This window comes from Halobacillus hunanensis (assembly GCF_900166655.1).
GTDB classification, from domain to species: domain Bacteria; phylum Bacillota; class Bacilli; order Bacillales; family Halobacillaceae; genus Halobacillus_A; species Halobacillus_A hunanensis.
This window is the reverse complement of sequence record NZ_FVZB01000005.1, coordinates 387,575-413,705: the sequence shown is the minus strand read 5'-3', so window position 1 is coordinate 413,705 and position 26,131 is coordinate 387,575. Positions and strand designations below refer to the sequence as shown.

Sequence of the window (26,131 nt, the reverse complement as noted above, 5' to 3'; positions counted from 1 at the left end):
AAATTACAATCCGATGCGGTCGAATATGCGATCAACGTTTTTCAGGTGGTGTTTGTAGTCAAAGCATGCTTCGATTTGTTCTTCAGTTAATGTGGATGTAATCTTGTCATCCGCTTCAATTAAGCTTCGGAACGGCACTCCACGCTCCCATGCCTCCATTGCCTTAGGCTGTACAAGATCATACGCTTCTTCACGTACCATCCCTTGATCGATCAATGTCAGCAATACACGCTGAGAGAAAATCAAACCATACGTTTTCTCCATATTCTCCTGCATCCTCTCAGGGAATACAGTTAAATTCTTTACGATATTTCCGAAGCGGTTCAACATGTAATTAATCGCAATTGTCGCATCAGGCAGGATAACTCGTTCTGCAGACGAATGAGAAATATCACGTTCATGCCATAACGGCACATTCTCAAAAGCTGTCAGCATTTCACCACGCAGCACACGCGCCATACCTGTCATATTCTCAGACCCAATCGGATTTCGTTTATGAGGCATAGCAGAAGACCCTTTTTGACCTTTAGCAAAAAACTCTTCCACTTCGCGGGTTTCTGTCTTCTGAAGACCCCGAATCTCTACAGCAATCTTTTCAATGGAGGCTGCAATTAAAGCAAGCGTTGACACGTAATGGGCATGACGGTCACGCTGCAGCGTTTGCGTCGAAACGGGTGCAGCTGCAAGCCCCAGCTTATCGCAAACATACTGTTCCACAAATGGGTCAATATTGGCGTATGTTCCGACAGCTCCTGATAACTTACCAACCTCTATATGCTTTATTGCCAGATCAAGACGCTCAAGATTCCGCTTCATTTCCTCATAGTAAAGCGCCAGCTTAAGGCCAAAAGTTGTCGGTTCAGCATGAACACCGTGCGTACGCCCCATCATGACCGTGTGCTTATGCTCGCGAGCTTTATCAGCCAGAATATCAATGAAAGCGACAAGGTCCTTGCGAATGATTTCATTAGCCTGCTTCAGCTGATAAGAAAGAGCCGTATCTACAACATCTGTAGACGTTAAACCGTAATGTACCCACTTACGTTCTTCCCCTACGGTTTCAGAAACAGCCCGCGTGAATGCCACAACATCGTGACGCGTTTCTGCTTCAATTTCATGAATGCGATCAATATTAAAAGAGGCCCCTTCACGCAATTTCGCAACATCTTCTTCAGGAATGACTCCGAGTTCACTCCATGCTTCACAAGCTAACAATTCTACTTCAAGCCATGCCTGGTATCTATTTTCTTCTGTCCAAATGGAACCCATTTCAGGCCTTGTATAACGTTCTATCATCGTCTTCCTCCTTGTCGCTTACCACATATGAATTTGATTGTTCTTGATTAGTTCATCTATTTCTTTTAAATTCTCTCCCACAAAGGTAATATGTCCCATCTTCCGGGTCGCCCTTGCCTCGCTTTTACCGTAATCATGCACATGAAATCCATAATAGCGTTCTAGTTTACTGTGTAAAATTTCCTGATGCTTTCCAAGAACGTTAACCATAACAGCCGCTGGGAATGAATGAATAGGTAATAACGGCAGCCCGCAAATAGCCCGCACATGCTGCTCAAATTGGGAGACATTACAGGCCTCGATTGTATAGTGGCCAGAATTATGCGGTCTTGGTGCCAGTTCATTTATATAGACATCATGGTCTTTCACGAACATTTCCACCGCAAACGTCCCGACAATGTTCATTTTTTCAGCTAATGATTTAACAGCTTCCTGTGCTTTTTTAGCCACCTTTTTAGAAACAGTCGCCGGCACTCTCGTTTCGTGCAGGATATGATTTTTATGAATGTTTTCAGCAACAGGAAAATAAGTGATGTCTCCATCTTGACCTCTTGTGAATACTTGAGAGATTTCCAGTTCAAACGGAACCCATTGTTCAACGATATACGTTCCGCCTTCTTCCATAAATGTCTCTACATCGTCAAAATCCTCTTCACTCCCTAGAGGAAGCTGACCTTTTCCGTCATAACCGCCGCTAACCGTTTTGATCACTGCCGGAAAATCGATCGTTCTCATCGCCCCTTTAAATTGGTCAAACGTTTGAACAATCTCATATTTCGCCACTGGCAGACCAGCATCGACAGAAACTTGCTTTTCCTTCTCCCGATTTTGGGTCACTTCTAGCGAATAGGCTCCTTGAGGAAGCTTATCTGCTTGTTCGAAAAGTCGAGCCACTTTAAGATCTACATTTTCAAACTCGTACGTAATCACATCGCTCAGTTCGAGTAACTGTTCAGCGGCTTCTCTGTCATCATAAGCTGCCACAATATGCTCATCTGCAACATGGGCACAAGGGCAATCCTCCGTCGGGTCAAGTACAGCAATCCGGTAGCCCATATGCCTGGCAGCAACTGCCATCATTCTTCCAAGCTGACCTCCACCTAGAATCCCGATCGTTTGTCCAGGTCGTACGATGTTATTGTTCACGTAACTCCCTCCTCATATCAGAAACTTTACCTTTCATTTGATCGCGGTATGCCGCTAATCGCTCAGCTATTTTATCATCAAAAGCCCCTAGCATTTCAGCCGCTAAAATCCCCGCATTTTTTGCTCCAGCTGAACCGATTGCTACCGTCGCAACAGGAACGCCGCCTGGCATTTGCACAATAGAAAGTAGAGAATCCAAACCATCTAGGGCTTTGGACTGTACAGGAACCCCAATGACCGGCAGCGTAGTTTTCGCTGCTACCATTCCGGGAAGATGGGCCGCGCCTCCTGCCCCTGCAATAATCACTTTAATTCCTCTTCCTCTCGCTTCTTCCGCATATGTGAACATATCTTCAGGCGTACGGTGCGCAGAAATGATCTCGGTTTCAAAATCCAAACCTAACTCATCTAATACATCACATGCCGCTTTTATTGTCGACCAATCTGACATACTCCCCATGATAATCCCTATCTCAGCCATGTTCTCCCACCTCTTCACTTGATGTCGAACTCCTTTTGATAACGAAAAAGCCTGCTCATCTCCCTCTAATGAGGAGAGATAAACAGGCATACGTGTGTTCAGAATTAGATGCTTGATCTCCCCTCATAGTCCGGAAATTTACGGTATCCGGGTAGAAACGTACGGGCCATATCCCCGTCTTATATGAGGTTCTTCTATGCAGTTTCTGATTCAATCATAGCAATATTCGATTCTATCTGTCAACGCAAATTACGAACATTGAAAAATCCAAACCTGAATAATGTTCGGTTTTAATCCTTAACTGCATGAAAAACAATGATTCTTCCTACAGGTTCCAGATTTTTTTCCCCATTATGAACCACTTCCTGAAAGATTGGCTCTTCTGCACGGCGTACAGGTGTATATCCTTCGTTATTTATCCGCTCCAGACACTGATCGATCGATTCATTGTCTCGAACTTCAAAGCGCTTCTTGTTTTTCTTGGCCATTACGCAACCTTCCCTTCTTCACTTGCTTCACCCAGAACCCACCATGAATCTGTTTCGGTTCATAAGCAATGATGAAGGCTTTAGGATCAATCGATTTAATCGTTTCATACAATGTAAGCTCATATTTCCTCGGTGTTAAAATTTGCATCGCCAGACGGTCGCCTTCCATGCCATAAGCATACCAGCTAGTCACACCGTACCCTTTATCGCGAAGCATCTTCGTAAACTCAATTTCCGGCTCAGACGAAATCACATTGACCGTCGTATAACCAAGGGCCAGTTTCTCCTCAATTTTCATGCCGACGATAACACCCATCCCATAACCAACAGCATATGCGATAACGTTTTCGATCTGGTTAAGATTATCAAGCACTAATCCTAATCCAAAAATATAAACAACGATCTCAAACATACTGATGAATGCCGCGAAGTACCTCTGGCCCTTCAAGGTGAAAATCATTCGAAGCGTAAAAAATGACACATAAACAATGTTGACAACTAAAATGATGGTAATCATCACCAAGGTGTTATCCAGCATGCATGTATTCCTCCTGTATTATGGGCCATCTGATAAACAGCCGCACCTTTTCATAAGCAGTTGCAACTACTTCACAGCACCCAAAAGATCAATCATGCATACACTATATAACAACTGGTGTTTATGGCACAATAAGATTTTTTTAAATCATTTGCCGAAAATTGGAGGGAGATCGAATGAACCAATTTAATGATTGGAAGAAAAATTTAGATCACTTTTTCGGTCAGGACTTTTTTAGCGAATTCGAAGGATTTATGAAGCCTTCTATTCCTCAAATCAATCTCTATCAATATGATAATGAATTACTCTGTATGGTGAATGTTCCTGGCATGAGTCATCCGCGAAATGTCGATGTTGTCGTTGATCACGCCACACTTACATTAACAGGACGAATCGAAATTAATCATCGCGGCGGCCATCAGCTCAAGTCGGAAATTGCAACAGGCACATTTGAGCGAAGCATTGACCTTCCTTTTCCCGTACGAAGCGATAAAATCGATGCTACCTATAAACACGGATTACTCATTATCCAATTGCATCGCTTTATTTCTGATTCAACAAAACAAAAGCCGATTCGGATCCGTCATCTCGAAGATGAGTAAACGTTAAATATGCAATCACACCTAATTCTGTGCAATTCGTAAAAGTATAGTGCAATAAAGCAAGCGTTCCATTTCCGTTGGTTGCTGCTCTGCTTACAATAGCGTTTAAGCTAAGAAAATAAAATACAAGATGAAGATCACGAAAAGGAGATACATGATCGGATGAATTTCTTTTCCTCGTCCTTTTAACCACATCGTTATTGGATAAAAGATAAAGCCGATAGCGATTCCCGTGGCTATGCTGTACGTAAGCGGCATCGCGGTGATGGTGAAGAAAGCTGGAACTGCAATTTCAAATTGGTCCCAATCAATGTCCTTCAAAGTCGAGGCCATGAGCACGCCAACGATAATCAGTGCCGGCGCTGTAACTTCTTGTGTAATGACGGATAATAGCGGTGAAAAAAACAGGGCTAGAAGAAAGAATCCTGCTGTTACAACAGATGTGAAACCTGTTCTTCCACCTGCTCCAACTCCAGCTGTTGATTCAATATAAGAAGTCGTTGTCGATGTGCCAACTACCGATCCAACTACCGTTGCTGCAGAGTCTGCGAATAAAGCTCGTCCAGCTCTTGGAAGCTTGTTATCTTTCATATATCCGGCTTGATTGGCTACAGCTACAAGTGTTCCCGCTGTGTCGAAGAAATCAACAAACAGGAAGGTCAGAATAACCACTAACATTTCCAGTGTGAAAATATCTCCAAAGTGTGTGAGTGCAGCACCAAAGGTAGGGGCTACGCTTGGTACGGGCCCAACCACATCATTAATCGCTGTAGGGGGTGCGATTAAACCAGTGACCATACCTGCTATAGCTGTCAAAATCATGCCGTAGAAAATACCGCCTTTTATTCCAAGTGATAAGAAGATAACAGACGTAATAATTCCGAATATCGCTAAAAGGGTTGTCGGTTCTGTTAAGTCACCAAGTGCAACTAATGTGGCGTCACTATTTTGAACGATACCAGAGTTTTGAAATCCGATAAATGCAATATATAATCCTATCCCTGCACCAACGGCCAGCTTCAGATTACCAGGGATGGCATTAATGATGCTTTCGCGGAGTCCTGTTAACGTTAATACGATAAAAATAAGTCCAGATGCCAGTACCCCTGCGAGAGCTGTTTCCCATGATATTCCATATGTGAGAATAACCGTGTAGGCAAAAAAAGCGTTCAAGCCCATTCCCGGTGCTAAAGCGATCGGATACTTAGCCAGCACACCCATAATCAATGTTCCAACAGCCGCGGCGATCGCCGTTGCCGTGAAGACAGCCCCCTGGTCAATGCGGGTAACGCCTTCCGGAAGGTCTTCCACCCCAACGAGTGCCAGCGTCGATGGGTTAACGAATAAAATATACGCCATAGCCAGGAACGTCGTCATCCCTGCTAAAAATTCAGTCCGATAGTTTGTTCCATGCTCCTCAAATTTAAAAAATTTCTTCATGTTTATGTTCCTCCCCTGGTTCACTCATGATTGTTTTTCTTAGTTGTTTATATAACTAAACGCCTTTTTCAGGAATTCCCTCTCCTGAAGCCCTTCAGGAGGCAAATCCTTCCCAGGCCAAGAAGTAAAATAAAGGCTGTTTTCGCATAGATTGTTGCTCTAATCCGCCGTTGATACACACAACCATAATAAAAAACACCCCTGGCATCGGCCAAGAGTGTTCTACGAATCTACTAGGAAAATAACCGGCACATAGTGAATCGTGTGGTTACATTCTTAAACGTAGTCAGATCCATTTACGGTGGTCTGGTAGAAACTTATGGGCCATATCCCCAAAATTATACGACAAAGATATTTAGTTATTATATTTCAATCTTACAAGTTTCGGCATCATTCGTCAACACAAAACACGAACATTTAAGGAATAAAATAAATAATAGTTCGTTTATTCCCACTCAATTGTGGATGGCGGCTTACTAGTCACATCGTAGACAACGCGGTTGATGTGGTCCACTTCATTTACGATTCGAGTAGAGATTTTCTCAAGTACATCCCAAGGAATACGGGCCCAGTCTGATGTCATTCCATCAACCGATGTAACAGCACGGATCCCGACCGTATGATCATAAGTGCGTTCATCCCCCATAACTCCGACAGACTTGATGTTTGGAAGCACCGTAAAGTATTGCCAAATATCACGATCCAAACCTGCGTTTTTCACTTCTTCCCGCAAAATAGCATCTGATTCACGAACAATCTCCAGCTTAGCTTCGGACACCTCACCAAGAATTCGAATGGCAAGTCCTGGTCCTGGGAACGGCTGTCTCCATACGATATGCTCAGGTACTCCGAGCTCTGTACCCAGAGCGCGAACTTCATCTTTGAAAAGAGTATTCAAGGGTTCGATCAACTCAAACTGCATATCCTCAGGCAAGCCGCCCACATTGTGGTGGGACTTGATCGTTTGGGCCGTCTCTGTTCCACTTTCAATAATATCTGTGTACAGAGTTCCTTGAGCAAGAAAGTCAATATCTTTGAGGTTGTCTGCTTCATCATCAAATACTCGAATAAATTCATTCCCAATGATTTTACGTTTCTTCTCAGGATCGGATACGCCAGCAAGCTTCCCGAGGAAACGATCTTTAGCACCCACCTTTATGATGTTCATTTGGAATCCGTCACCCAATGTACGCATGACATCGTCTGCTTCATGCTTACGGAGAAGACCATGATCGACAAAAATGCAAGTCAGCTGGTCCCCAATCGCTTTATGGATCAAGGCTGCTACAACAGAGGAATCGACACCCCCGCTTAACGCACATAGTACTTTGCGATCCCCTACTTTAGCACGGATTTTTTCCACTTCCATATCTACCACGTGTTCCATCGTCCAATCATCAGTCGCCTCACAAGCTTCGAAGACGAAGCTGCGCAAAAGGTCGTTGCCATACTCTGAATGACGTACTTCAGGGTGGAACTGCACGCCATACATATTCGTATCCACATTACTCATAGCCGCGACAGGACAAGAGGAACTTGTAGCATCAATTCTGAACTCTTCTGGCGGAGCGATCACTTTATCACTATGACTCATCCACACCGTTTGTTGCTTTGGAGTTTTGCGAAACAATAGAGGGTCTTCATGGATGGAGATATCCGCCTTACCATATTCCCGCTCCTTAGCTCGTTCGACCTTCCCTCCGAAATGATGGGTCATTAGCTGCATACCATAACAAATTCCCAATACAGGGATACCTAATTCAAATAACTCCTCATCACAGCGAAAGCTATCTTCTCCATACACACTATTTGGGCCGCCTGAGAGAATGATCCCACTAGGGTTCATGTCTTTTATCTCTGCAGCTGTCAGTTTGTGAGAATGCAGTTCACTATACACTCCAAATTCACGAATGCGACGAGTGATCAATTGATTATATTGACTGCCAAAATCCAGTACAAGGATCATGCCTTTTACTTGTTCCATACACATTCAGCTCCTTACTTGGCTAGGCTCCCTAATTCAGACGAGCCTTGCCAGCTTTAGTTTGTGAATCATCATCTATCACACGATCCATATAAAAAAATGGACTTCTGCCTCCGAACTGATCCGGTGAAGGCAGAAATCCATGTCAAAAACGTCTCACACGATTCCTGCCTTCATAGTCAGAACGTTTACGGCGTTCCGGTAGAGACTCTCGGACCAATTTCCAAGGATATATGAAGGGTCATACCATTGATTTTCATTCATTCTATCAACAGCATGATACGGAATCAAGACAATGCTCTTTTAATTAAATTTTCCCATAATTCTGTGACCTTGCGCCAATGCTCAATTCCATTTTCATTTCGATATAAGGCACGCTCGTAATGATTGGTTAACTTACGCATATCGTTCGATTGAAAATGAGCATCGACCTGCCGTGCGTAGTCCCGGAGCGTCTGGTTAGGATAACGCTTAATCCCTTTCTTATGAGCCAGCACTCTCAATAGGTAGTGAAAAGCACGATCATACGTATCTTCACGGTCCATTTTTTTAAACCTTCGAATTAAAATGGCTGACATCCACCTGAACCGGGTGATATAGAGGATGGCTGCAAGGAGCAGGGCCGCTGCCAAACTAATCCATAATGTGATCGACTTCTGGTTGATGTTGACATCTGATTGACCGGCACTTGCCTCAGTTTGTTGCTCCCGCATTTGTTCTGGCCTGCCCAACGTTTCGTCCTGTTCTGGTTCATCAGCACTTGCAGGAGTCACTTCCTCATTATCTGTTTCTTCAACGTCCATGTGAAAGTCTGTATTGTTCGTGAACCCCTGGGTCGGTTCAAATGGAACCCAGCCGATTTCTGGAAAATAAACTTCTACCCATGAATGAGCATTTCCACTGGTTACCTCGTAAATGTTTAGCGTTTGACCTTTAATTGTTGCTGTTTCGTTTTGGCGTTCACCGCCAGTAAACCCTTTAACCCAGCGAGCGGGAATACCTTCTGCTCGAAGTAAAACAACCATAGATGTAGAGAAATTGTCACAATAACCGATTTTCGACTCAAACAGAAATTGATCAACATAATCCTGATTTTCTTTAGGTACCGGGACATTTGTCGTTGAATATTTAAAGCCATTAGCGGAGAAATATGATTCAACAGCTTTTGCCCGATCATATCTATTATCTTCTTCACTGACAATCTCACTTGCCAGTTCTCGAACACGATCTGGCAGGGAATCAGGTAATTGCAAATAACGCTCCTTTATTTCTTCAGGATCTTCGCCGTCTGCCTCCCTTAACTGATTGTATTCAAAAGAAGGAGCATCATATTGGGTTATATACCGCTGAACTTGGTCAGGGTTCCCCTCCAGCAAGGTGTCCATCTCTCCTGTATTCTCGTGTAAAGCAATAGTAAACGGGTCTGGAAAACGCTCTAGCTCCTGTATTCCATATGGATAAACCAATTTATTAAACTCGGCATCGTCCGTGAAGTTCAACAACGCCACCTGTTCTTCTGTTTCAACTTGATCCGTGTACGTTTGAAACTCAATATTATCAGGTGAAACATTCTTAACCGGCTTATCTAGTGTATCCTCCCAGCCTTTTCCGGTATAAGTATCTTTTGATTCAATTCGCCAGTATTGCTTATTGGCAGCTAAAGCCTGAAACACTACTGTGTCATCCTGAACAAAGGATCCGCCTAATCTTGAGTCGTTTTCACCATAACCCACCTTCTGAATCCTGCCTCCTGGCCCGCTCCCTGCTCCACGATCACCACTAGTTAAATATGGAACGGGGTCTGGCCATTGAGGCTCCAGCTTCGGAGCTGCATATCCGGCTAAAGTAGAGAAAATAATCACCCCTATTAACGGAGCAACCCATAAATGAGCTTTCTTTACCCCTCGTAAGGAAACCTTTTCTCTGTCCATTTCCTTAAAGAAATGAGATAGCCCTAATGAAATCATCCCTAATATAAATGTACGAATGATGGCCCACTGACCGTCATAAATCGTAAAGGTATCGACAATGGTGACATACACAAAGGTTAATGTTACAAAAAACAGCATCCGTTTCGCGATGATAAACCAGTAGTATAGCAAATAACTCATGAGCCATAATAAAATTAAAAATAATAGACTTCTAAACAACGGGGTCATTTCCCACCATTGTTGACCTTGAATCACTTGAATGTTGTACATCACCTGATTATAAACGACGGCAAACCATTGACCGCTGAAAATTTGCTCAGCTACATACAAGCCATCGATAATAAACATTAGTCCAAGCAGTTTTAAAGGAACCGAGATCATCCAGTTTATCTGCAAAAACGAAATAAAAAAACAAAAACCCGCATAGATGAAGAACACTTTGACATTTTGCGTCTCTGAAATCATCTCTAATGGCCTTAACCACTCACAAAATAGTAAAAAACCACATATATAGATAACAATTTGATAGATCAGACTCTGCTTTCCCAGCGAGATGTCCATTACGTGTTCACCTCAAATTCCAGCTGTGTTAATTCCCCTTCTGAGATGGTGTTCACAAGAATTCCATTGTTTTTTAATTGCTTGAACCATTTATGAACTTGAAAATCTATTTGACTCTGCGGTTTGACATAAAAGAAAACCAGCCGTTTACTTTTATGTGCTAGTCGAGTTAAAGTGACGACCATTTGCGCATCTAAGTGATGGCTGACAATTAGAAGCAGCATCCCTGCACGATTCTGTGCAAGCTCTCGCTCCAGCTGTTCAACGAAAGGTATTTTTCCGTTAGGGCGAATTTTAGCAAGGTGTTCCTGGATCAAATCTCTCTGAGTATAATCATTCTGAAAGGGAAAATACCTCTTCTCGTCTCCAAGTGTCATAAAAGCGAGCTGTGAAGACCTGCTGTGCATCTCCTCCAGTAACGATGCACTAAATTCAACCGCCCCTTCAAAACTTAACGGATTCATATCCGGCTCATTCACGGCATTTAATATGACCAGCATATCTACACTTTTTTCCTGCTCAAACTCTTTTGTCATCATTTGATTACTTTTCGCTGTTGTCTTCCAGTCAATCCAGGCGAAGCGATCCCCAGGGACATACTCTCTAACCCCTGAGACAACATTTGTATTTTTCTCATTTAATTTAAAAGAGGGGCTGACACCTTGTTCAAAGCTTTGAGCACTCTCTTTCAACTTCACCGGTCTTTTATGAGGAAAAACAACAAGCCTATTGTCAAGCTCGTAGGTTGCTTCTTTTGTTATAAATCCAAAGAAATCCCCGGTTTTTACACGAAGAGCCCGTAGATGATGCTCGCCTCTTGGCAATTCTTCCATTTCATATTGATAGCGAATTGTTCGCTTAAACCATGGAAAAGCTACTTTCTTAATTTGTCGTGATTGAGCCAAACCCGCTGGATTATCCATGTTTCGATATTTCTCAACGTGATTGTCCCGCTTCATTAATGACTCGGGAAAAAGCTCCTCAATCACACAATAATACAACGGAAACAAAAACTTTCTTCGAATCACAACATCTACATGGATGGTTTCTCCTGCTGAAGCTACCCTCTTGGAAAAATGGCGATCGACTTCCCAATTATCCATTGAATAAAAAGTAAGACCCGTCATATAGAGAAGAAATGGAAGGAAACTGTAGAATAAAAACCAACTTACAAAGCCCCCCTGAAACATAGCATAAGAGAATAGGACGGCAAATATAAGCAAGATCACTACTAACCTGCCTGTGAATCGAACAGATTGTTTCATTCACTCACATTCCTCTGCACCGGTATCGATGTTACGGTGAGAAGCTCATCCACAATATCCTCTGCTGTTGCCCCTTCAAATTTAGACTCTGACGTTAGAATCATTCGATGGGCTAATACATAGGGAGCTAGATATTTTATGTCATCAGGAATCACATAATCCCGATCTTGGATAAAAGCATAGGCTTTTGCTGCCTTCATAAGCGCAATCGAGCCACGAGGACTTACTCCGAGATACACTCCTTTGTGCGCGCGCGTACCTGTTACAAGTTCTACAATATATCGATTGACTGTCTGATCAACATACACATCTTCTGTCTGCTTCTGTAGATCAATCAATTCATCTCTTGAAATCACAGCTTCAATCGTGTGAATAGGGTGACTTCCGGAGGTTCGCGTAAGCATGTCTACCTCTTGTTTAGCTGACGGATAACCCATTTTAAGCTTTAGCAAAAAGCGATCCAGTTGAGCTTCAGGCAACGGATATGTCCCTTCATATTCGATCGGGTTTTGTGTAGCCATTACGAAAAATGGCTGATTTAGAGGGACAGCTTCCCCATCAACCGTAATGCTCGTTTCCTCCATCCCCTCTAACAACGCAGACTGCGTTTTAGGGGATGTTCGGTTAATCTCGTCCGCCAAAACAACGTTTCCTAAAATCGGACCAGGACGAAACTCAAATTGAAGTTCTTTAGGATTATATATCGAAACACCTGTTACATCTGAAGGCAACAGATCTGGAGTAAATTGAATACGTTTAAAATCACAATCTAGCGACTTGGCGAGCGTCCGGACAAGCATTGTCTTCCCTACACCTGGTACATCTTCCAGCAAAACATGACCCTTGGCAAGCAAAGCAATAACACTTAATAATGCTGCTTCTTCCTTACCAATCATTACTTTGTTAATATTCTTTAAGACTTCAGCAATTTTTGGTTGATATAATAGACCTTGCATCGTCATTCGGTGTACCCCTCTCTAGTTTGACAATATATTCTGAAAAGTCACGCTCTCTCTAACTATACTACAACTATAGACATACGACAAAATATGTGCGTAGTTTTTACAGAGAGTAAATCTTTTTAGCAGATGCGAATTATCCTAGGTAATAGAGTGATTGATTTTTGCTGGTCTGAAAAAAGAAAGTATACACTCCTCATCGGGAACAAGAGTCACCCATAAACACGCAAAAATATAAGTCGATAGACATGCCGTAAAGGTTTCACGGAATACATTCCGGGGTATTTTATATTTGACGTGGGAGAAGAGGGGGCGCAATAGTTGAATATGGACCAAGAATTAATGACTCGAATTATACATAAAGACAAGCAGGCTCTCGACGAGTTGTATCATAAATACATCCATTTTTTATACCCTCTGATTCTAAACGAATTACAGGACACTAAAAAAGCCGAAGAAGTCATTACATGTTTGTTCAAAGAAATTTGGAATCATCCCCGTCTTTTTGAAAAAAAGTTTTTTTCAACGTGCCTTGTTAAAAGATGCAGGCTTCTAATGCATCTTCCCTAACCTCCTAGAATTCTGTCACACTATACTCACAATAAATGTCCCGATTTCGTCATTCCATCTAGTCATCAGCCCTTCCGCCATCCCAAAGTTTTCATAAAGTACTTATATAGATTAAAAAGGTGGTGAGATTATGGGTCATGGAAATAACGTAGGTGGATTTGGCGGCTACGGAAATAACGTAGGCGGATTCGGAAATAATGTAGGCGGATTTGGCGGCTATGGAAACAACGTAGGCGGATTCGGCGGCTACGGTGGCTGCGGTCATGGACGCAGACGCGGTAACAACTTTGCCTTGATTGTGGTGTTGTTTATCCTTCTCATTATTGTTGGTGCTTCATTTTACAAATAATAAATAATTAAAGGAAAAGAGCCAGGGCTATGCCTTTGGCTTTTTTCCTTTATCATTACTTTACTTGTTGTTCGACCTGACTGTAATAATTGATTACAATGATTTCTTGATAATGTCCACTACAGTCCGTAAATCTTCAAGAGGGATTTGCCCAGGGGCGGAACCTTGGTGTCCAACTGCAAATGTAATCAGAGAACCAAATCTCCACCCGAACATTCTGCTGATTGATCCGTATTCTCCCATTGATATAGCCACTACAGGGATAGTGAGATGTAAGTCTAAATTATGAGTAGCTTCCAGCAAAACTAGTACATCCTTCATATCTGCAGGCATAACTGCAATCTTAATGAGATCCGCTTGATATTGCTCCGCCTTTTTTCCTTTTTCTAAAAGTGCTTCTAATGAAGGTGTTTGCTTAAAGTTATGATAAGAGACCATAAGCTTCACTCCATGGCTCTTAGTAACTTCCCGCAAATGCTTTATATATCTATCGTCATTGTGTAATTCGTAATCTACTAACTCAATCTTGTTTGTTTTTATTAAACTAGTGAGTAAATGGACTTTTGCTTCTTCATCCAAAGGGGTCGGTTGCCCACCTTCTTCAACCGAGCGAATCGTAAATAAAAGTGGAATTTCACCTGCTAGATCTTCAATCTTCAAAAGCGCCTCCATCACTTCTCCTTCATCATCCAGTTTCTCAAAAAAGTCTGCACGCCATTCAATCATGTCAGGTTCTTGCGCTTTAATCGTCTTCAGTTCCTTTATGAGTTCTTCCGTATTTGTCCCAATCAATGGAAGACAGATTACGGGAGACTGTCCATCCATTGCTTTTCCCTTCACTCTCAATTCTTTGCGATTGCGTTCCATGTGAAGATCTCCTTAACTCAATTTTGTTTACTCGTATGTACCACCATTATATTAGTGTCATTCTATAAAACTTCTTATAAACTTACAATTCTTTTTTACATGAGTCAATTTCATAACTGCTCCTTTACAAAAATAAAGACTGATAGATCACTTTTGTGTTGCTCCAATCTGAGTAAGGTTCCATATTTTAATAGGAGAATGAGAGCAACGGAACCATCTTCTTAAAAATCAGGTTGTAAAGTACATCATTCAAGGAAGATTAAGATCGGGTTAAGTGGAAGTTCGCTTAAGTTCGGCACGTCCTGTGCCAACATCTAACGACTCCCCATCCTGTAAAAGCGAAGTATATTTTAGCAGCGGTTTATATGCACCCATATTTGTACCAATTATAGTTTTTAGACACGATACCAACCTTTTTGCCAAAACAAGTGCAGTATAATATAATCAATTCAACTTTTTATTTGTTCATCGCATTTCAAATCTACTAATTAAAGGATGCTTTATCTATGGGGTATGGAAAAAGTACACAGAGAGAAATTCCATTAAAAGAAAAGAGTATTGTGTTTGTAGGCTTTATGGGAGTCGGTAAGACTTCAATCGGAAAACTGGTTGCTCAAAAACTGCATCGAAGCTTTATTGACATTGATAAAGAAATCGAGGAAAACTATCAAATGTCCATTCCGGAGATTTTTAAAACGCTGGGCGAAAATGAGTTTCGCAAAGCGGAAAGTAACCTCATTACAGAGCTTTGCCAACAGAATTTAAAAGTGATTTCTCTTGGTGGAGGGGCTTTCCTGCAAGAAGAAATACGGCATGCCTGTCTCAGCCATTGTATTGTCTTTCACCTGGATATTTCATGGGAGGCATGGAAAGAGAGACTCAGTTTATTAATTGAAAGTCGTCCAGTTTTGCAAGGGCGTACAATAGAGGAAGTTGAATCATTGTTTCACGCTAGAAAAGAGATTTATGCTGACCATCATTCTAAGGTAATGACAGACCAGCTTAACGAAGAAGAAGCAGCGAATTATATCGTTGAGTCATTGAAATTATCCTGGAATTTATATAATTAACCTGCCATAACAGTCGAAATCTGACGCCCCGATGAAAAGAGAACAACTTTCACTTTGTCCCATCGCATAAAGTCACAATGAACTCCATAAAAAAGCTGGATCAAGAGGGAATTGCCCCGATCCAGCCCTAGCATTTTTTCGGGTTGATTGTTTGGACCATATCTTCATCCTATGTTTTCTACAGCAACAGAAATCCCCTGCCCGACACCAATACACATCGTCGCCAACCCTCTAGCGGCATCCCGTTTTTTCATTTCGTGAATCAACGTCGTTAATATTCTAGCACCGCTTGCTCCTAGCGGATGGCCAAAGGCAATGGCACCTCCATTGACATTAACCTTCTTTGTATCTAAACCGAGCTGATTGATACACTCTAAAGATTGAGACGCAAAGGCTTCATTTAATTCAATTAAGTCAAAATCATTTACCTTTAACGAACTTTTCTTTAGAAGCTTTTGCGTGGCTGAGATAGGACCCAGCCCCATGACAGCTGGTTCCACCCCTGCAGTTGCTGAGGCTGTGTACTTAGCTAAAGGCTGAAGCCCGAGCTCCTTGGCACGACCTGCACTCATTAACAGCAAGGCGGACGCCCCATCATTGACACCTGAAGCGTTTCCAGCGGTAATGGTTCCTTCAGAAAATAAGGGACGAAGCTTACTGAGCTTTTCTATTGTTGTCTCAGGACGAGGGTGTTCATCCTCTTTAATCCATTCCTCATGTCCTCGTTTGTCCTTAGAGAGCACGGGGATGATTTCTTCCGCAAAACGATCTGTTTCAACAGCCTCTTTCGCCCGCTGCTGACTCATCAATGCAAACTCATCCTGATCCTCTCGGGTGATATGATATCTTCTTGCAACATTTTCTGCTGTCTGCGGCATTGAATCTGTTCCATACATTTCTTGCAGTTGCGGATTAATAAATCGCCATCCTATTGTCGTATCATAGAGTTCCATATTTCCCCTGGGAAACTCTTTTTCGGGTTTTGCCATGACGAAAGGAGCACGCGTCATACTTTCCGTCCCGCCGGCAATCATAATATCTTCCTCGCCCGAAAGAATCGATCGAGCGGCCATTCTCACAGCATCAAGGCTGGAGCCGCAAAGACGATTTATTGTCGTTCCGCTGACCTCTTGAGGCAAACCAGCTAACAAAAGCGCCATGCGTGCAACGTTGCGGTTTTCCTCTCCTGCCCCGTTGGCATTTCCAAAAATAACATCCCCCACTTCCTCAGAAGGCAGACTAGTATTTCGTTCCATCAACGCTTTGATCACAGCGGCCCCAAGGTCATCCGGCCTTATGTTTTTTAAAGCTCCTTTATACCTGCCAATTGGAGTTCGAACTGCATCGACGATTACTACTTCATTCATTATTTATTCTCCTTTTACAGAAAGAATTCCTTTCTTGGTATGCAAATAATCCGGACAAATTCAAATGAAATTGTCCGGATTATTTTATGCATAATTCAGTTCTGTCCCGGACTCATATGGTCTTTTATGTTTTTAGTTTAAAGCGTTGTATCTTCCCAGTTGCTGTTTTGGGGAGTGATTCAATAAACTCGATCGCCCGAGGGTATTTATAAGGCGCTAACTGATCTTTCACGTACAACTTTAGTAAATCAGCTAACTCATCGCTCGCCTTTTTGGGTTCTTTTAAAATGACGTAAGCTTTAGGATGAACCAGATTAGCGGTATTGGTTTCTCCAACTACTGCTACCTCTAACACATCTTCGTGCTGCAGGAGAGTTGATTCGATTTCAATCGGAGAAACCCAAATGCCGCCTACTTTAAGCATGTCATCAGAGCGGCCGCAGTACCAGAAGTACCCATCATCATCCTGGTAGTACTTGTCTCCTGTGTACATCCACTCTCCTCTGAACTTATGGTAATTCTCAGAGAGATTGCACCAATAACCTGAAGCAATGCTGTCCCCTTTAATCACTAAGTCACCTACTTCATTTGCAGGAAGTGTCTGTCCATCTTCATTGACAACTTTAGCATCGTAACCGGGAACAATTTTTCCCGTACTTCCTGGCTCGACTTCACCACTTTGATTGGACAAGAAAATATGGAGAGCCTCAGTTGAACCAATGCCGTCTAAAATGTCCACGTTAAACAGTTCTTTCCATTTTTTAACGTAGGAGGCAGGCAATGCTTCTCCAGCGGAAACGCAAACACGAACACTGGACAAATCAGGGACACGCCCTGTTTTTTCCACGTAATTAATCATCGCTCCGTAGAGGGTAGGCACACCGAAAAATATAGTCGGCTTCTTCTTTTCAATTGTTTCAAAAACCTTTTCAGGGGTAGGCTTACCTTTAAGTAAAATAGCTGTCGCTCCGGATCCAAACGGAAAGTACATACCGTTGCCCAATCCGTACGCAAAATATAGCTTTGACGCAGAAAAGGTAACATCATATGATTGAATATTCAAAATATTTACAGCATAATTATGGAATGCCGATTCCATACTGCGCTGGCGATGTATAACACCCTTTGGAGTTCCGGTACTTCCCGAACTATATAGCCAGAATGCTGAATCTTCGGAGGTAGTTGGATAGGACTCATCCAGTTCATGAGAAGCGTTCGCTGTAAAGCCGTGAAAGTCTATCTCTTCCGTGGTTGACCCCTTTTCTGAAACAATGATTACATGCTTCAAAAAAAGGAAGCGATCCTTGTATGCTTTTAATTCTTCCCATAATTGTTCATAGACAACAAATACTTTCGCGCGGCTGTGGTTTAAAAAATACTCATAATCATGCGGTTGTAAATTTGTATTCACGGGTATAGGTACTGCCCCGATTTTAATCGAGCCGTAAAAGGAAACCACAAACTCAGGGGAATCATGAAGAGAAAGTAAGATGCGGTTCTCTATTTCTAAGCCAATATCTAATAAAGCATTTCCGAACTGATTCATCTGATGTGACAACTGCTGATAAGTCAGTTCATCTTCCCCACATGTAATGGCTATCTTACATTATCGTCAACAAAACGGACAGCAGCATTATAAGAGTCCTTTATTCCTCTCAGTGTATCAACCGACTGTAACATTTTCTCCTCCTATCTATTTACGAAAGCGCATTCAACAGTTGGCTTAGAAAAAGAGTTAAGGCAGAATAAGTTCAACCTTAACTCTTCATTACTATACCATTATCCCTTATTTTCCGCTCCAGTCAGCCTCGCGTTTTTCTAAGAAAGCACTCAAACCTTCTTGAGCATCTTCAGAACGGAACAACAGGTTCTGCAGTTCTCCTTCGTAACGGATGGCTGCATTTAACGGCATTTCTTTGCCGTTCATAATGGAAAGCTTAATGTTTGAGGCCGCATACGTGGCCTGGCTGGCGACCTTCTCGGCATAAGCTAACGTCTTCTCACGCGTTTCTTCCTGTGGGTACACTTTGTCCACGAGTTGGATGTCCAGCGCTTCTTGTGGAGAGATCGTATCCCCGGTAATGTTCATATCAAGCGCTTTAGAGTGGCCGACCTGACGAGCCAAACGCTGTGTTCCGCCTGTTCCGGCTAACACACCAAGGCTGATTTCCGGAAGTCCGATCTTTCCAGCAGAATCCCCCATAAAGCGAAGATCACAGGCAAGCGCCATTTCCAGACCGCCTCCAACTGTATGGCCTTCTAAACAAGCAATCCAGATTTGTGGAGAACGCGCGATTTTATCTAACGTTTCATTACAGAACAAGCAGAACTGCGTCTTGAACTTCGGTTCAGCGGATTTTAGGAACGAAACATCCGCTCCAGCTGAGAAGAACTTTGGCATGTCACTCATCAGTACGGCTACTTTAATGTCATTATCGAAACGGATGTCATCAATCGCCGCATTCAGTTCGCGGTAAAAATCCAAGTTGTACGAGTTAGATTTGTTCACATGAATGTGGACTTCTGCAATTCCTTTGTTTTTCGTTACCGTCAATTTGTTTTCAGTTGCTGTTGTCATGTTTCATTCCTCCTAAATAATTTAAAATTTTTATTTATTCAACACCTAATAAATTAAGTGGTTTTTTCCCTATATAAGAGACAACACTCTTCGTCTCAGAGTACAGATCCAAGGTTTCAGCACCTAGTTCACGTCCAAAACCGGATTGCTTAAATCCACCAAACGGAGCTCCAGGAAAAGCAGAGATTGGATTATTGACCATTACGATACCTGCACGTAAACCGGAAGCAAGTCGATGGGCTTTGCCATGGTCCTGTGTCCAAACAGCAGAACCCAGTCCAAAGATTGAATCGTTCGCTCGCTGAAGCACTTCTTTTTCATCCGTATATTTCATTAAAACAACGACAGGTCCAAACACTTCTTCTTGGGCAATCCGCATGTCATTTGTTACATTTCCAATGATGGTCGGCATATACCAGTGTCCATTTTTGTAGGCTTCTCCTTCAGGTCTTTTTCCACCGTAAAGAACTTCTCCGCCTTCTTCCTGTGCTAACTTAACGTAATCATCTACGGTTTTTTGATGACTTTCAGAAATCAATGCCCCCATATGTGTACTCTTATCAAACGGATCGCCCACGTTTATTCTCTTTGCTTTTTCTACAAAACGATCAACAAACTGATCATAAATCGATTCATGAATAAACACTCTTGAACGTGCTTCACAAGATTGTCCAGTGTTATAAAAAATACCAAACAGGGATCCGTCAACGGCTCCTTCCAGGTCACTATCTTCACAAACGATGCTCGGAGATTTGCCGCCAAGTTCTAACGTCACTCGCTTCAGTGTTTCAGAAGCTCGCGCCATAATATCTTTGCCCGTTTCTGTTTCTCCAGTAAATGCAACTTTGTCAACATCAGGATGTTCCGTTAAATACGGACCGATTTCTGATCCACTGCCCGTAACAACATTTAATACTCCTTCTGGAAGTCCAGCTTCGTAGCAAATATCTGCAAGCATATAAGCTGTAACTGGTGTATAGCTTGCCGGTTTCAAAACGATCGTACACCCAGCTGCTAAAGCAGGCGCAAGTTTCCAAGCTGCCATCATTAATGGGTAGTTCCAAGGAATAATCTGAGCGCAAACTCCTACTGGCACTTTCTCTGTATAGTTGAAAAAGCCATGTGGCACCATAGGATTGGTAGCCCCGCCGTGTGTAGAAATCGCACCCGCATAGAATTCAAAGTCCTCAATCGCCTGGCTAACCTGCCCCTGGGCTGCTGCTACCGTTTTACCACTATTCAATACCTCTACATCTACAAGTTCGTTAAAACGAGCACGCATAATGGAAGCAATTTTATTTAGCAGCCGCGCACGTTTCGCTGGTCCTTGTTTTGGCCATTTTCCAGAAGTAAATGCATGTCTTGCTGACTCCACAGCAAGATCTACATCTTCTTTTGAGGCTTTTGCTACTTTAGCAATGGGTTCCCCTGTTGCAGGATTGTAGGTTTCAAAATAGTTGCCGCTCAGGCTATCTGTGTATGCCCCATTGATTAACAATTGATAAGTATCTTTTTTTACTTTTACTTCAGTGGTACTTGTTGCCATTAAGATATCCTCCTTAGACATTTTGATAATCTCGCGAACGGTTTAACCTTTGCTGTTCATAGTGGTACAAACCTTTACCCGAAGCCTTTCCCGTCCAGCCGGCATAAACTAATTTACGTAACAGCGATGCTGGCCTGTACCTCTCCTCGCCAAGTTGACGATAGAGTCCATTTAAAACAGCATAGACATTGTCAACCCCAATCCTTTCCGCCCATTCCAGTGGTCCCTCAGGATAGTTCGTGCCTTTTTTCATCGCGATGTCGATATCTTCAGCGCTTGCCGTTCCCTCAGCTAAGGCAAAAATGGCCTCATTAATGATTAAGCTGAGTATACGGGGATAGACGAGGCCCGCCTCATCTTCCACCACCTCGGTTTCCTTACCCATTAGCTTCAATTGATCCTTCACCAACTGCACATGTTGAGGTTCAGTTTGTAAGCCGGGTGCCATTTCAATAAGCTGTGATTGATTCACATCATCAAAACCACCAAAGCCAACTAACCTTTCTGGATGAGTCAGCCAGGAGGCTATCTCAGTTGCTGTCCATTGCAAAGTAGAAGTTAAAATAGTAGCTCCGCGGGATCCCAGCCCATCGATTCTCTTCAAATTATTGATTTTCTCATGGCGTTCCAAATTCTCTGTTTCAATGATTAAATCAGCACGAGCAAGCTGGCTGTCATTATTAAGGGAAGCGCTTTCATAGGAATCATGGTTCAACAGGGTAAAGATCGACTCCGCCACTCGGTTTCGGCCAATTATACTAATGTTCAGTTGAGGCATAATCATAAAACCCTCCCTCTGTTTTGCGACCGAGTCGTCCAGCCTGCACCATCCGCTCCTGATAGTAATGCGGCCGAAAGCGGTTTTCCCCAAAGAAACTGCTGTAAACGGTTTTGGTAGTAGCAAAGTTAATATCAATACCGATTAAATCTTGCAGTTCAAATGGCCCCATCTTAAACCCGCCAGACTTTTTCATAATTCTGTCTATTTGTTCGACACTTGCAACTTGATCATTCAGAATCTTTAACGCTTCATTATAAAATGGCCTTGCTACTCGATTGACGATAAATCCCGGGGTGTCCCGACAAACCACTGGATATTTATGAATCTTTTCTGCGAAATCTTTTAATCTGTGTATTGTTGCTTGATTGGTAGATATGCCCTGGACAATTTCAACAAGCGGCATGAGCGGTGCCGGATTAAAGAAGTGCAGCCCGGCCAGCCTCGATGGGTCCTGGATATATCCAGCTATTTCTGTAATTGATAAGGATGAAGTATTCGTTGCAAAGATAGTTTCAGATGAACAAATAGCGGTTAATTCTTGAAAAATTGATGTTTTAATGTCCAATATTTCAGGAGCAGCTTCGATCACTAAATCTGCCTCTTTAAGGTTTTTTAAATCAGTAGTTACCCTCAAATTCTCTTTAGCCTGAATAGATTCTTCGTCTGAAATTCTGCCTTTCTTAACCAGTCGATCCAACCGTTGAAATACTTGTGCTTTAGCGTTTGCCAATTGTTGGTGATCAATATCATAAAGAATTGAAGAATAACCATTCTGAATGCTAACCTGAGCAATCCCTGCTCCCATAGTTCCTGATCCAATGACAGCTACCTTTTTGACACCTTCCATAATTATTTATCACCACCTTCACTGCTTGTGGGAAGCCTCTTGCCATTTGATATATTCAAAAACACTCTTACAATGGTTACAGTAATATTGTCTGACAAGCTGCGCTGTGCCAAAAGGAGCAATAAGCTCAACATTCACGGATGAACAAAACGGACATTGAATGTCTTTATCACTCTCAGGCATGAGAAACGGACCTTTCACCAAGAACCTCGTTAATGGTAGGTTCAAATGCTTCAACTAGATGACTAGACTTGCCAATAACACCCGCTTCTTTTAAATGACTGTTTTCTTCAACTTCTTTTATCCATTTACTAGCAGATTCATAGGCTTTCTCCAAATCAACCTGTACTCTTCTTGGTATAGAACCTTTATCATTGATCAGTTGTTTGCACCAGTTCTTTGAATAGGTAATATGTTCAGAAAGCTCATTCGCCATCTTACTGAATTGGGCATTTAGATCCTTTCCTTTGTTTGTGATTAGTTCCTGCATGATTAAATCAATGGCCGCATTATTTACGTATAAGCCAGCGATAAGCTCTACCCAGTTCGAAGCGTTTACGATTTGATCAAAAGCTTTCCCCGTTTGTTCCTTCACATCTAATTTTCCAGCCCTTAGCCCCTGAACTTCATAAGACCACCGATATAATAGACGCGCATGGCCAAGTTCGCCCTGAGCCATAGATATGGAGGCGAGCGAGGCTTCAAGATTTGGTCCGCTCACACCGATTTCCACCAGCTGCTCTCCCATAATGAACTTATTATCAGCAATGGTTTCGGCCAGATTTACTAGTTCTTTGACTTGTTCTTCCGTCATCTACTTCACCCCTTCCTTTTCAAATAGCCCTTTCGGCAGTCGAACCGGGACTAGGTTTGATGCTTTAACTACATGCATCTCTACCCAATCTTCCTCGTCATAGATCTTCGCTGCATAAATTTTGGCGAGTTCATCGCTGGCAGCCCGGAAAGAACCAACCTGCATTAAATCATCCCCGCGCTTGATGCGTGTAAGGAGGATATAATTTTCATTTTCTTCAAGCGGGAATGTCATGACCTCACTCCCCAATTTTGCATCTTGTTTCTGCCTTCCTCAGTCATGTCATGAACTGTCCAGGCAGGATCCCATTGAACCTCAATCTCCACCTCTTTTACTTCTTCCTCAGAAAGCAAACGCTCTTTGATATCGCTTTCAATCCAAACCATACAAGCACAACCTGTGGATGTGTACGTCATCGTTACTTTGATGACGCCTTCCTCTGTCTGCTCAATGTTTCGAATTAACCCCATATCTACTACGCTTATTGGAAATTCAGGGTCCATAACTTCCTTTAAAGCTTCCCAATATTGCTTACTTGACTGTTGAATAACACTCATTGTTACGAAGCCTCCTCTTGGCGCATTTTTTCTAATTCCTTCACACCTTTTTGAATTCGCTGCACAAACTCTTCGTTTTGAGGACCACGTTTCTTAAACCTTTCGATCATGCCTGACCATGTATCAGGTTCATCATGCAACCATTTGCGATTCTCGAGATCAAACTTACATGGGAACGGGACATCTACTACATATTTTTCTTGCTCTTCATCATAATGTGCCGGTACATCTACTCCGATAGATTCACAGAATGGAACGGCCGTTGACATCCACTTTTGGCGTAACTCATCATTCTTACTTCCTTTGATTCGGTAATCGATTTGTGCCGAGCGGCTTTTATGTGAATCTGATACACCGAAGAACTCGAGCCCCATGATAAACATCCAGTCGACAGCTTCTTGGACCTGTTTGGCTGTTTCCGGATTCTTCATTCCTTTTTTCATAATAATTTCGCCATTACGTAAGTGAAACAGTTCTTCTTTATCCACTTTTACGAGTGCCCGTTTCCATGGACCATATGAAGTATGTTCGAAAGCATCCCCTAAAAGGGTATAGCCAGCTCTGTCAAACAATCCGTTAAAAACTCCAAGTTCAATCCAATTATTTAATGGAAAGTCAAAGGCGTAAGGATTTTTCCACCGATTGGAAGGTCGTTCATAAAGTAGTTCATCTACATCCTCCCCTAATGCTTCAAGCAGCCGGTATGCAATATGTGCGTGCCCCAATTCATCCTGCATGACAGCAAGGGCTGTGATTTTATAGTTCAAATCTGGTGCTTCATTGTACACCGTCATCAATGGCGGCACGCTTAACAATTCCGTATCCCCAACAATAGTGAGGGTTTGCATTAACGCTTTTTTATAATCCTCATCCATATCTTCCGATCGTTCGACCATAAACCCCTTTTGGACTTTTTCCATTAAAACTTCCGCCTGGCTCATTTCTCCACCTCTTTTAATTATGTTTTTTTAATTATCGTCGTTAAATAATAATATAAATCACTATTGTATTTTTGTCAATTACTTTATTATGTTTTTTTGACGAAAGGAAATATTATATTAAATCTATCAAAGAACAAAAAAAGATCACGAAGGATACGCTCCCTCGTGATTACGTAGTCGTTTTATAAAGATGTTCGTTATATACAGTCCCCTCACGATCTTTCCAAGTTCTTATACGCTTCTCCTCTGCTAAATAATGCAGATGTGCAATTGTTTCAGCCATTGCAAATCTCCATTGGTGCGGAGTTAAATCTCGGTGTGCGAAAACAGTTGAGGCAATCTGATAAGCCGTTCGTCCATCTGCCAAGGCTTGCATCTGTTCCAGACGTTGGTCATGGTGTGCGATCAGCTCATCAATTCGCTCTTTTACATGATGAATGAGATCTCCGTGGGCAGTATAGGCTGTCTCCACTGGCAGGCTTTTTATTTTCTGCAAAGACAAATGATAGTCGTGAAGCGGCTGCTGGCTCGCGCCCGGCCATACACTAATGTTTGGTGTGATTGGATTTAAAATTAAATCTGACGAAAACATCTTTTGTTCCTGTTCGTTATAAAAACAAATCATCCCGTCACTATGACCAGGAGTATGAAGTACTTGCCATGACGAGTCCATAAAGACCGGCTCATGGTCCAGCTCGTGAATTTCAGGGAGCGGTCTCATATGCTGGGACATGTTATCCATATGGCTTGCGATTTCGCTGCTAAGTGCAGCAGGGACCCCGTGTCCTTCCATCATTTCTTCTATGCGAGTAGTTTGTACACTTTCCTTTCCCCACACTCGTTCCATCATTTCCTTATCACTCGCATGCATGTATACTTGTGCGCCTGTCTTAACCTGCATCCAATGCGCAAGCCCTGAGTGATCAGGGTGAAAATGAGTAACATAGATAGCTCGAATCGAGGCAGGAGGGATGGAAAGTTGAGCAAACACTTCCTCCCACGCTTCCCGCGCCTTTCTATAATTGTAGCCTGTATCAATCAACACATAAGAATCTTCACTTGGAAGCAGATAACAGTAAACATACTTCATCGGAAACGGCACCGGAATACCAATTCGATAGCCAATCCCCTCTATTTTAGTGAGGTTCATACA

Annotated in this window: 26 protein-coding genes and 3 riboswitches; of the genes, 3 read left to right on the top strand and 23 right to left on the bottom strand. The window is 42.5% G+C overall.

What is annotated here, in order from left to right:
• Positions 1-3: 3 nt before the first annotated feature.
• The 5 genes from purB to B5354_RS03075 all read right to left on the bottom strand — a co-directional run bounded on the left by purB (position 4) and on the right by B5354_RS03075 (position 3,949).
• Entirely contained in the window at positions 4-1,296 is a 1,293-nt protein-coding gene (gene purB / locus B5354_RS03095; protein WP_079525810.1) for an adenylosuccinate lyase, read from the bottom strand.
• An 18-nt stretch (positions 1,297-1,314) separates the two neighbouring features.
• Positions 1,315-2,442: a 5-(carboxyamino)imidazole ribonucleotide synthase gene (gene purK / locus B5354_RS03090; protein WP_079525809.1), complete on the bottom strand. Its 1,128-nt coding sequence runs from the start codon at positions 2,440-2,442 to the stop codon at positions 1,315-1,317.
• Positions 2,432-2,923, bottom strand: coding sequence for a 5-(carboxyamino)imidazole ribonucleotide mutase (gene purE / locus B5354_RS03085; protein ID WP_079525808.1), 492 nt, complete (start codon positions 2,921-2,923; stop codon positions 2,432-2,434). Before purE ends, purK begins: the two co-directional genes overlap by 11 nt.
• Positions 2,924-3,029: 106 nt before the next feature.
• Positions 3,030-3,130, bottom strand: a riboswitch (purine riboswitch).
• Positions 3,131-3,213: 83 nt separating this feature from the next.
• Positions 3,214-3,411: an NETI motif-containing protein gene (locus B5354_RS03080; protein WP_079525807.1), complete on the bottom strand. Its 198-nt coding sequence runs from the start codon at positions 3,409-3,411 to the stop codon at positions 3,214-3,216.
• A complete protein-coding gene (locus tag B5354_RS03075) occupies positions 3,383-3,949 on the bottom strand; it encodes a DUF2179 domain-containing protein (protein ID WP_079525805.1) in 567 nt (188 codons plus the stop codon). The genes B5354_RS03080 and B5354_RS03075 overlap by 29 nt, the downstream gene beginning before the upstream one ends.
• A gap of 176 nt (positions 3,950-4,125) precedes the next feature.
• On the opposite strand from B5354_RS03075, the gene B5354_RS03070 reads away from it, so the two are divergent.
• Entirely contained in the window at positions 4,126-4,551 is a 426-nt protein-coding gene (locus B5354_RS03070) for an Hsp20/alpha crystallin family protein (RefSeq protein ID WP_079525804.1), read from the top strand.
• A gap of 105 nt (positions 4,552-4,656) precedes the next feature.
• Here B5354_RS03070 and B5354_RS03065 read toward each other — a convergent pair whose 3' ends face one another.
• The 5 genes from B5354_RS03065 to B5354_RS03045 all read right to left on the bottom strand — a co-directional run bounded on the left by B5354_RS03065 (position 4,657) and on the right by B5354_RS03045 (position 12,694).
• Positions 4,657-5,991 carry an NCS2 family permease gene (locus B5354_RS03065; protein WP_079525803.1) on the bottom strand — a complete coding sequence of 445 codons (1,335 nt, stop codon included), beginning with the start codon at positions 5,989-5,991 and terminating at the stop codon, positions 4,657-4,659.
• A 263-nt stretch (positions 5,992-6,254) separates the two neighbouring features.
• Positions 6,255-6,357, bottom strand: a riboswitch (purine riboswitch).
• Positions 6,358-6,436: 79 nt separating this feature from the next.
• Positions 6,437-7,975, bottom strand: coding sequence for a glutamine-hydrolyzing GMP synthase (gene guaA / locus B5354_RS03060; protein ID WP_079525802.1), 1,539 nt, complete (start codon positions 7,973-7,975; stop codon positions 6,437-6,439).
• A gap of 156 nt (positions 7,976-8,131) precedes the next feature.
• Positions 8,132-8,232, bottom strand: a riboswitch (purine riboswitch).
• Positions 8,233-8,262: 30 nt separating this feature from the next.
• Positions 8,263-10,467, bottom strand: coding sequence for a DUF4129 domain-containing transglutaminase family protein (locus B5354_RS03055; RefSeq protein ID WP_079525800.1), 2,205 nt, complete (start codon positions 10,465-10,467; stop codon positions 8,263-8,265).
• Positions 10,467-11,732, bottom strand: coding sequence for a DUF58 domain-containing protein (locus tag B5354_RS03050; protein WP_079525798.1), 1,266 nt, complete (start codon positions 11,730-11,732; stop codon positions 10,467-10,469). The genes B5354_RS03055 and B5354_RS03050 overlap by 1 nt, the downstream gene beginning before the upstream one ends.
• A complete protein-coding gene (locus B5354_RS03045) occupies positions 11,729-12,694 on the bottom strand; it encodes an AAA family ATPase (protein ID WP_079525796.1) in 966 nt (321 codons plus the stop codon). Before B5354_RS03045 ends, B5354_RS03050 begins: the two co-directional genes overlap by 4 nt.
• A 697-nt stretch (positions 12,695-13,391) precedes the next feature.
• Between B5354_RS03045 and B5354_RS20845 the strand changes: the two genes are divergently transcribed.
• On the top strand, positions 13,392-13,610 hold the full coding sequence (locus tag B5354_RS20845) for a YjcZ family sporulation protein (RefSeq protein WP_079525792.1): 219 nt from the start codon (positions 13,392-13,394) through the stop codon (positions 13,608-13,610).
• A gap of 93 nt (positions 13,611-13,703) precedes the next feature.
• Here B5354_RS20845 and aroD read toward each other — a convergent pair whose 3' ends face one another.
• The gene (aroD, locus tag B5354_RS03030; RefSeq protein WP_079525790.1) at positions 13,704-14,477 is read right to left on the bottom strand and encodes a type I 3-dehydroquinate dehydratase; all 774 of its coding nucleotides are present in this window, start codon (positions 14,475-14,477) and stop codon (positions 13,704-13,706) included.
• Between the two features lie 506 nt (positions 14,478-14,983).
• On the opposite strand from aroD, the gene B5354_RS03025 reads away from it, so the two are divergent.
• Positions 14,984-15,547, top strand: coding sequence for a shikimate kinase (locus B5354_RS03025; RefSeq protein ID WP_079525788.1), 564 nt, complete (start codon positions 14,984-14,986; stop codon positions 15,545-15,547).
• Positions 15,548-15,711: 164 nt separating this feature from the next.
• Here B5354_RS03025 and B5354_RS03020 read toward each other — a convergent pair whose 3' ends face one another.
• The 12 genes from B5354_RS03020 to B5354_RS02970 all read right to left on the bottom strand — a co-directional run bounded on the left by B5354_RS03020 (position 15,712) and on the right by B5354_RS02970 (position 26,128).
• Entirely contained in the window at positions 15,712-16,914 is a 1,203-nt protein-coding gene (locus tag B5354_RS03020; RefSeq protein WP_079525786.1) for an acetyl-CoA C-acyltransferase, read from the bottom strand.
• A 124-nt stretch (positions 16,915-17,038) separates the two neighbouring features.
• Positions 17,039-18,460, bottom strand: a complete 1,422-nt coding sequence (locus B5354_RS03015; RefSeq protein ID WP_425432084.1) for a benzoate-CoA ligase family protein — start codon at positions 18,458-18,460, stop codon at positions 17,039-17,041.
• 240 nt (positions 18,461-18,700) lie between these two features.
• Positions 18,701-19,492 (bottom strand): enoyl-CoA hydratase/isomerase family protein, encoded by a 792-nt coding sequence (locus B5354_RS03010; protein ID WP_079525784.1) that lies wholly within the window; start codon positions 19,490-19,492, stop codon positions 18,701-18,703.
• Between the two features lie 34 nt (positions 19,493-19,526).
• Positions 19,527-21,038: an aldehyde dehydrogenase family protein gene (locus B5354_RS03005; RefSeq protein WP_079525782.1), complete on the bottom strand. Its 1,512-nt coding sequence runs from the start codon at positions 21,036-21,038 to the stop codon at positions 19,527-19,529.
• Between the two features lie 13 nt (positions 21,039-21,051).
• A complete protein-coding gene (locus B5354_RS03000) occupies positions 21,052-21,822 on the bottom strand; it encodes a 3-hydroxyacyl-CoA dehydrogenase family protein (protein ID WP_245804694.1) in 771 nt (256 codons plus the stop codon).
• The gene (locus B5354_RS02995) at positions 21,797-22,666 is read right to left on the bottom strand and encodes a 3-hydroxyacyl-CoA dehydrogenase NAD-binding domain-containing protein (protein ID WP_079525780.1); all 870 of its coding nucleotides are present in this window, start codon (positions 22,664-22,666) and stop codon (positions 21,797-21,799) included. Before B5354_RS02995 ends, B5354_RS03000 begins: the two co-directional genes overlap by 26 nt.
• Before the next feature lie 18 nt (positions 22,667-22,684).
• A complete protein-coding gene (locus B5354_RS21025; protein ID WP_420810403.1) occupies positions 22,685-22,849 on the bottom strand; it encodes a PaaD-like zinc ribbon domain-containing protein in 165 nt (54 codons plus the stop codon).
• On the bottom strand, positions 22,842-23,480 hold the full coding sequence (locus B5354_RS02990) for a Phenylacetic acid catabolic protein (RefSeq protein WP_079525778.1): 639 nt from the start codon (positions 23,478-23,480) through the stop codon (positions 22,842-22,844). Before B5354_RS02990 ends, B5354_RS21025 begins: the two co-directional genes overlap by 8 nt.
• Positions 23,481-23,714 carry a hypothetical protein gene (locus B5354_RS02985; RefSeq protein WP_079525776.1) on the bottom strand — a complete coding sequence of 78 codons (234 nt, stop codon included), beginning with the start codon at positions 23,712-23,714 and terminating at the stop codon, positions 23,481-23,483.
• Positions 23,711-24,037: a metal-sulfur cluster assembly factor gene (locus B5354_RS02980; RefSeq protein ID WP_079525775.1), complete on the bottom strand. Its 327-nt coding sequence runs from the start codon at positions 24,035-24,037 to the stop codon at positions 23,711-23,713. Before B5354_RS02980 ends, B5354_RS02985 begins: the two co-directional genes overlap by 4 nt.
• Positions 24,038-24,039: 2 nt before the next feature.
• The gene (locus B5354_RS02975; RefSeq protein WP_079525773.1) at positions 24,040-24,978 is read right to left on the bottom strand and encodes a Phenylacetic acid catabolic protein; all 939 of its coding nucleotides are present in this window, start codon (positions 24,976-24,978) and stop codon (positions 24,040-24,042) included.
• A 169-nt stretch (positions 24,979-25,147) separates the two neighbouring features.
• Positions 25,148-26,128 carry an MBL fold metallo-hydrolase gene (locus B5354_RS02970; protein ID WP_079525771.1) on the bottom strand — a complete coding sequence of 327 codons (981 nt, stop codon included), beginning with the start codon at positions 26,126-26,128 and terminating at the stop codon, positions 25,148-25,150.
• Positions 26,129-26,131: the final 3 nt, after the last annotated feature.